This is a genomic window from Saccharomonospora sp. (genome assembly GCF_027317685.1).
Lineage (GTDB): Bacteria > Actinomycetota > Actinomycetes > Mycobacteriales > Pseudonocardiaceae > Saccharomonospora.
The window spans coordinates 1-5,413 of the sequence record NZ_DAHVQP010000014.1; the positions used below are offsets into that span (position 1 = coordinate 1).

Genomic DNA, 5,413 nt, shown 5'->3' on the forward strand with positions numbered 1-5,413 from the left:
TTCTCGGCGTCAATCACGTGCCAGGCACGAGTGACATCGCCGGGCTTAGGGCTGTACGTGGGCAAGGGTCTACCTCATCGTCAACTTGCTTATGGGTCCATGCGGGCTTGGCGCGTGCCGCTCGTGCGCGCACAACAACAAGTGAAGATACCCGGTCGCCGAGAAGAAGGTGAACCCGGGGGTCCGCACTGCACGACATACTAGTCTCTTCCGCAGCTCACGCCGACATGACATCCAAGAGGCTGAAACAAAATGAGACAACGACTACGGAGAGTGGTCGCACTATGCGCTGCCGTAATGTTAGCTGCTGGCTGCGCGACCGGACGGGTGGGCAAACCAATCCCGGACGGTGACGACGTTGCCGAATACGTCAGCACCAAGTTCTCTTCCACGCTCGAACGGTTGGCCGACGACCTCGATGACGACGAGCCGCACAAGAGCACACTCCGGTCCTTCATGCGCGTCGGCGAGCTGAAAAGCGACACCACTGTGACGGCCATTCAAGTCGGAGACCCGCCCAACCGGTTTTTCAAGAACCACTCGAACCGATACTCCTCCGACTACCGGGACTACTTCCTTCCCGCGGGCAGCGATGTCGAATACGTCATGCTCGGCCCGGACTACGCCGACTTGGCACCCACACCCTGGGTGTCGCTGCCGTACACCGCACAAGACCTCGGCATCTGCTTCTGGGGCGGCTACGCCACCGTCTGCAAGATCTTCAACGCCGTCAACAGCTCCATGCAGAACGACGAGATGGACAAGACGGCGAAGAGCCTCGCCGACGGCAGCACCGAACTCACCATCGGTGTCTCGCTGCGCACGTTCCTGGATGAGCGCATCGTCGTCCTCCCGGACTGGCTGGTGGAAGAGATCGGCGAAGCACTACTCGACAAGGTGATCGACACCCGCCTCATGCTCGACCCCGAAGGGGAACTCAAAGAGATCGAGATGAACGGCCTGCTGTCCGCCAACGGCAACGAGGTCGAGATCAAACAGCACTACCAGGTGCTCGAGACACCGAGCGAGCACGAGATCCCCGCCGTGCCCTCCTCCGACGAAGTAACCGAGCTCATCACCGAAGAAGAAGTAGACGCGTTCTACGAAGGAATGGCCGAGATCACGAGCAGCCGCGAATGAACAGCCCGCACCGGCCGGACGAATACGCGAGGAAAACCTGATGACACAGCCACCTGACTCGCCGCACCAGTGGTGGCAACCGCACCAACCGAACAGCGGGCCACTGCCTCAACAGCAATATCCCCAACCCACGACGCAGCCTCAGCCAACGGGCACGGGCTTCGGCGGCTCGTTCTCGTCGGAGTACGGCGGTTTCGGCGCTTTCGACGACAGTTCGCCCGCTAAACGCGGCAAATCACGTAAGCCGTGGCTCATCGGCGCCGCAGTTCTCGTGGTCTTGGCCGGTGGCGGCGCCGCGGCGTGGTTCAGCGGAATGTTCACAGGCGACGTACTCGACCAGGAATCACTGCACGAAGGCGTCGCCACGGTGCTCCAGGACAGCTACGGCGAACACGACGTCAGCAACGTCAACTGCCCCGCCGACCAGAAGATCGCCGCGGGACACACGTTCAGCTGCACCGTCGACATCAGTGGCGAGTCGAAAACCGTGAACATCCGCATCCTCAACAGCGAACCCGAGTACGAAGTCGGCGCGCCACACTGAACAACAAAAACCGGGCCCGCCGTGTACGCGAGCCCGGTTTCTCCTAGGCGTGATGACTCAGAACATGCCCTGGATGCTCTTGTCGGTGGACTGGTAGCCGTCGGCGATCTGCGGCAGAGCGGTGGCGATCTGCGCCAGCACCTGCTTCATCTCGTCCAGCGACTGGTTCCACTCGTTCTGGCACATCTGCCACGCCTCCATGGCCTCACCGGACCAAGAGTCCACCAGCGGAGCCAGACGCGACTTGAGGTCCTCGAACAGGGCCTCCAGCTCCCCGCCGGTCCTCTGGCAGTCCTCGGCAGCCGTGTGGATAGTGGCGTAATCAACAACAATACCGTTCGGCATGGTTCCTCCCGTTCAGTAAAAGCCCGTCGGTGGTCGAGTGTGGTGGTGGATCAGAGGCCGCCGAGCGCGTTGCCGATGTTGCTGATCGCGGCGTTCTGCTCCTCTTCCGCCTGCTGGTACTTGACACCGGACTGCTGCAGCAACTCACCGATGTTGCCGAGCGCCTCGTTCAGCTTGCGGGTCTTCTCGTCAAAGGCGGCCATCACGTTCTGGAAGGCCTTCGCCGCCTCGCCCTGCCAGCCGGCCTGCGTCGCCTCGATGTTGTTGCGCAGCTGGTTCAGGTTCTGGTCCATGGACGCCTTGATCGCGTCAACGTCCTGGTACGCCTGCTGGAACTGCTCCGGTGTCCCGGTAAAACCGCCTGCCATCGGGTGTTACCCCCTTCGCTCGTGATTGCCGTACTTCGTTCGTACTGGCTCTACGACGGAGACAGTGCCACGTCCGGTTCCGTGTTGTCGCCCAAAGCGCCTAAGTAGTTGCGAGCGTGAACGCGAAAATCCGAAACCGACCGGAACCAGGGGCCAGAACACCGCGTTCAGCCTGCTAAACGCGGTACAGACCCCATCAGTTGGTGAACTCGAGCGTACGAACGATCTGCTCACATGCGGCACGCACACGTGACTGCATCTTCGCTTCCTGACAGCCGACACTCACCTGCGCCGTGCCGTGGGCCAACACGTACCAGTGCACAGTGGCCGCAGGTTTGTTCTCCCGGTAATGGACCACGTCGTGGCCCGCGTACTCGTAGTGCTCCGAGAAATCCGTGTAGACACCTGGATTCGCGCTCGTCTGCTCGCGCAGTTCGCCGGCTAAACGTTCCCGTTGAGCTCCGCCGTCGTACGACAGGACGATCTCCTGCACCACCACCAGATCGTCGTCGGCACTGGACTGGGCATCTTGGGGCTTGACGACGACCTGTCGAGCATCGACGTTGTCACCGGTTTGGACCCAGTCCTCCGGGGCGACGAACTTGTACGAGTACTGCGCGTACGTGCGCCCTTGGGCGTCGTCTCCGTCACCGCCCGCGGAAATGGACAACGCCACCGCCACTACCGCCACCACCAGCGCCACCACGACGACCGCGGCGACCAGGACCATGCGCGTTCGTGGCCCTGACCGCTGTGGGCCACCCGCCTGCTCGGACGACGGAGCCACCGCCACGGGCGATGGCGGCAACGCCTGTCCCCGCGGTGGCGACGGAGGAAAACCGGGTTGCGGCGGTGGTGACGGCATACCGTGGGACACAGGATACGCCGGGGAACGGTTTCCCAGCCGACTCTGACCTCTCGAAGCGGGCACCGACATCCGGCCCGCTCCCCGTGGCGCCGCCCGCCGCGGTACTGCCACTTCCGGTCGCGCCACCACTTCAGTTCTGTGGTCGGCCTGCGACATCTTTTTGCCCGCTAAACGCGCTCCCATGGTGCCCGGCAGTACCCCGGTGCGATCCGGAAGCAATTCCACCGCCCGGAGGGCGCCGCGTGCGACCACGGTTTCCGGCTGGTCCAGCGTGGTCGGAACGACCCCGGTGCGCTCATACACCAAACGTGAGACCAACGGGATACGGCTCGACCCGCCGACCAAGAAGATCGCGGTCAGTTGTTGCGGACGCAGTCCCGCCGCCTCGACGGTGACTTTGGTCAGCTCGGCGGCCCGACCCAGCGGCGTTCTGATGAGCTGTTCCAGGTCCTCACGTGTGATGTGAGCGTCCGCGAAAGGCGGCGGCATGGGCACGTCCGTGTACGCATGCCGTGACAACGTCTCCTTCGCGCCACGTACGTCTTGCCGCAGCACTCGTCTACGACGGCGGTCCGCTAGCTCACGACCCTGGACGAGCTGATCCCACGCCTCGGGGTCGGCTTTCGACACCAGGGAACCGATGTGTTCCAACAGCGTCTGGTCTATGTCCGCGCCACCGAAGCCGGGATCGCCGCGCGTAGCCAGTACTTCGTACTCGGTGCGCTCGCTGGCCGGCAACCGCCGCACGACACTGACGTCGATGGTGCCCCCACCGAGGTCCAGAACAGCCACGGTGTCGCCCGGACTGCCACTGAACTCGACGGTGCGCTCCTGGTTCAGGTCAGTCGGGGTGAACGTCGTGGCGTGGAACACCGCTGCGGCCACCGGTTCGGGAACCAACGCCACCTCGTACGCCAACTGTCCCGCCGCCTGCCGCAACAGGCGCGTACGAACCGCACCCCAGTCGGCGGGATGCGTCACCACCAGCAACGAGACCTCGGCGTTGCTCGCGAGCCTGCGCGCTTCGGACACCGCGCGCCGCAACACGGCATGCATGGCGTCCACAACGGTGAGCACCGTGTCCCCGAGCAGCAGTTCGCCTTCGTCTATGCGACGTTTCGGGTGCGGTTCGAATCTGGACGGATCGACAGCGGCTTGACGTTCGGCCTCCTGGCCCACGAACAACGTTCCGTCTCGGGCCGCGTAAACGGCGGACGGCATGATCGGTTGTCCGTCCACGACCACGACCTGCGGTTCACGACCGTTCACTGAAGCGACGACACAGGTGCTCGATGTCCCGAAGTCCACCGCCACCCGCAATGCCACTAGCCGCTCCCGCCGTCGTCGGTTCCTTACCCCAGCACTCTGTCAGACATTGTCCGCCGGGTCTCACCGTGAAGCCGTGTCGGCGTACGGCCGCCGGTTCGGGCGGCCGTACGCCTGTCACGGTCATTCAGGCGCGATCCACGACACCTGCATGAGCTTCTTGCCCACCTTGCGGCTGACGAAGTAACCGCGTCCCGGAGGCATCGGGCCGGCCTTGACGTTGCCGAGCAACTGGCCCTCGTCCTTGGAACCGTTCATGACCAGACCCGGCATGGCCAGTTCCTTCAGCTTGCCGATGATCGGGTCCATACCGGTGCGGGCCGCACCACCGGTACGCCGAGCGACGACGACGTGCAGGCCGACATCCTTGGCCTGCGCCAAGTACTCGGCGAGTGGACGCAGCGGGTTGTTGGTCGACGTGGCCACGAGGTCGTAGTCGTCGACCACCACGAACAGCTCCGGCCCGGTCCACCACGAGCGGTCCTTCAACTGCTGTGGTGTCACATCGGGTCCAGGCAGCCGCTTGGCCATCGACTGCGCGACTTCCTTCATCATGCCGTCGAGCTGGTTCGCCGACACCGCGTAGCCGAGGAGTTGGTCGCCCTCCACGAACCCCAGCATGGTGCGCCGGTAGTCCACGAGGATGATGACCGCTTCCTTCTTCGTGTACCGCTCGGTGATGCCGCGCACGATCTGCCGCAGCAGGTTGGTCTTCCCGGACTCGCCGTCCGCGTAGGCGAGGAAGTGCGGGTCGGCGTTGAAGTCCAGGTACACGGGAGCGAGCTCGTCCTCGTCGACACCGATGGGAATGAGCTTGCTGTC

General features: G+C 63.8%; 5 protein-coding genes and 2 pseudogenes. 2 read left to right on the top strand and 5 right to left on the bottom strand.

The window, feature by feature from the left end; translation table 11 throughout:
* A pseudogene (locus M7H19_RS01165) lies at positions 1 to 65 on the bottom strand (50S ribosomal protein L13); the annotation flags it as partial.
* Between the two features lie 187 nt (positions 66 to 252).
* On the opposite strand from M7H19_RS01165, the gene M7H19_RS01170 reads away from it, so the two are divergent.
* Together M7H19_RS01170 and M7H19_RS01175 are read left to right on the top strand one after the other, a co-directional pair.
* Positions 253 to 1,140 (top strand): hypothetical protein, encoded by an 888-nt coding sequence (locus M7H19_RS01170; RefSeq protein ID WP_363321324.1) that lies wholly within the window; start codon positions 253 to 255, stop codon positions 1,138 to 1,140.
* Between the two features lie 40 nt (positions 1,141 to 1,180).
* The gene (locus M7H19_RS01175) at positions 1,181 to 1,684 is read left to right on the top strand and encodes a DUF4333 domain-containing protein (protein ID WP_298175955.1); all 504 of its coding nucleotides are present in this window, start codon (positions 1,181 to 1,183) and stop codon (positions 1,682 to 1,684) included.
* Between the two features lie 57 nt (positions 1,685 to 1,741).
* On the opposite strand, the gene M7H19_RS01180 is transcribed toward M7H19_RS01175, so the two are convergent.
* From M7H19_RS01180 to M7H19_RS01195, 4 genes and pseudogenes are all read right to left on the bottom strand, one after another.
* Positions 1,742 to 2,029, bottom strand: coding sequence for a WXG100 family type VII secretion target (locus tag M7H19_RS01180; RefSeq protein WP_298175957.1), 288 nt, complete (start codon positions 2,027 to 2,029; stop codon positions 1,742 to 1,744).
* Positions 2,030 to 2,079: 50 nt separating this feature from the next.
* A complete protein-coding gene (locus tag M7H19_RS01185; protein ID WP_298175959.1) occupies positions 2,080 to 2,397 on the bottom strand; it encodes a WXG100 family type VII secretion target in 318 nt (105 codons plus the stop codon).
* A 196-nt stretch (positions 2,398 to 2,593) separates the two neighbouring features.
* Complete coding sequence (locus tag M7H19_RS01190) at positions 2,594 to 4,591, bottom strand: type VII secretion-associated protein (RefSeq protein WP_298175961.1); 1,998 nt, start codon at positions 4,589 to 4,591, stop codon at positions 2,594 to 2,596.
* A 123-nt stretch (positions 4,592 to 4,714) separates the two neighbouring features.
* Positions 4,715 to 5,413, bottom strand: a pseudogene (locus M7H19_RS01195) (type VII secretion protein EccC); the annotation flags it as partial.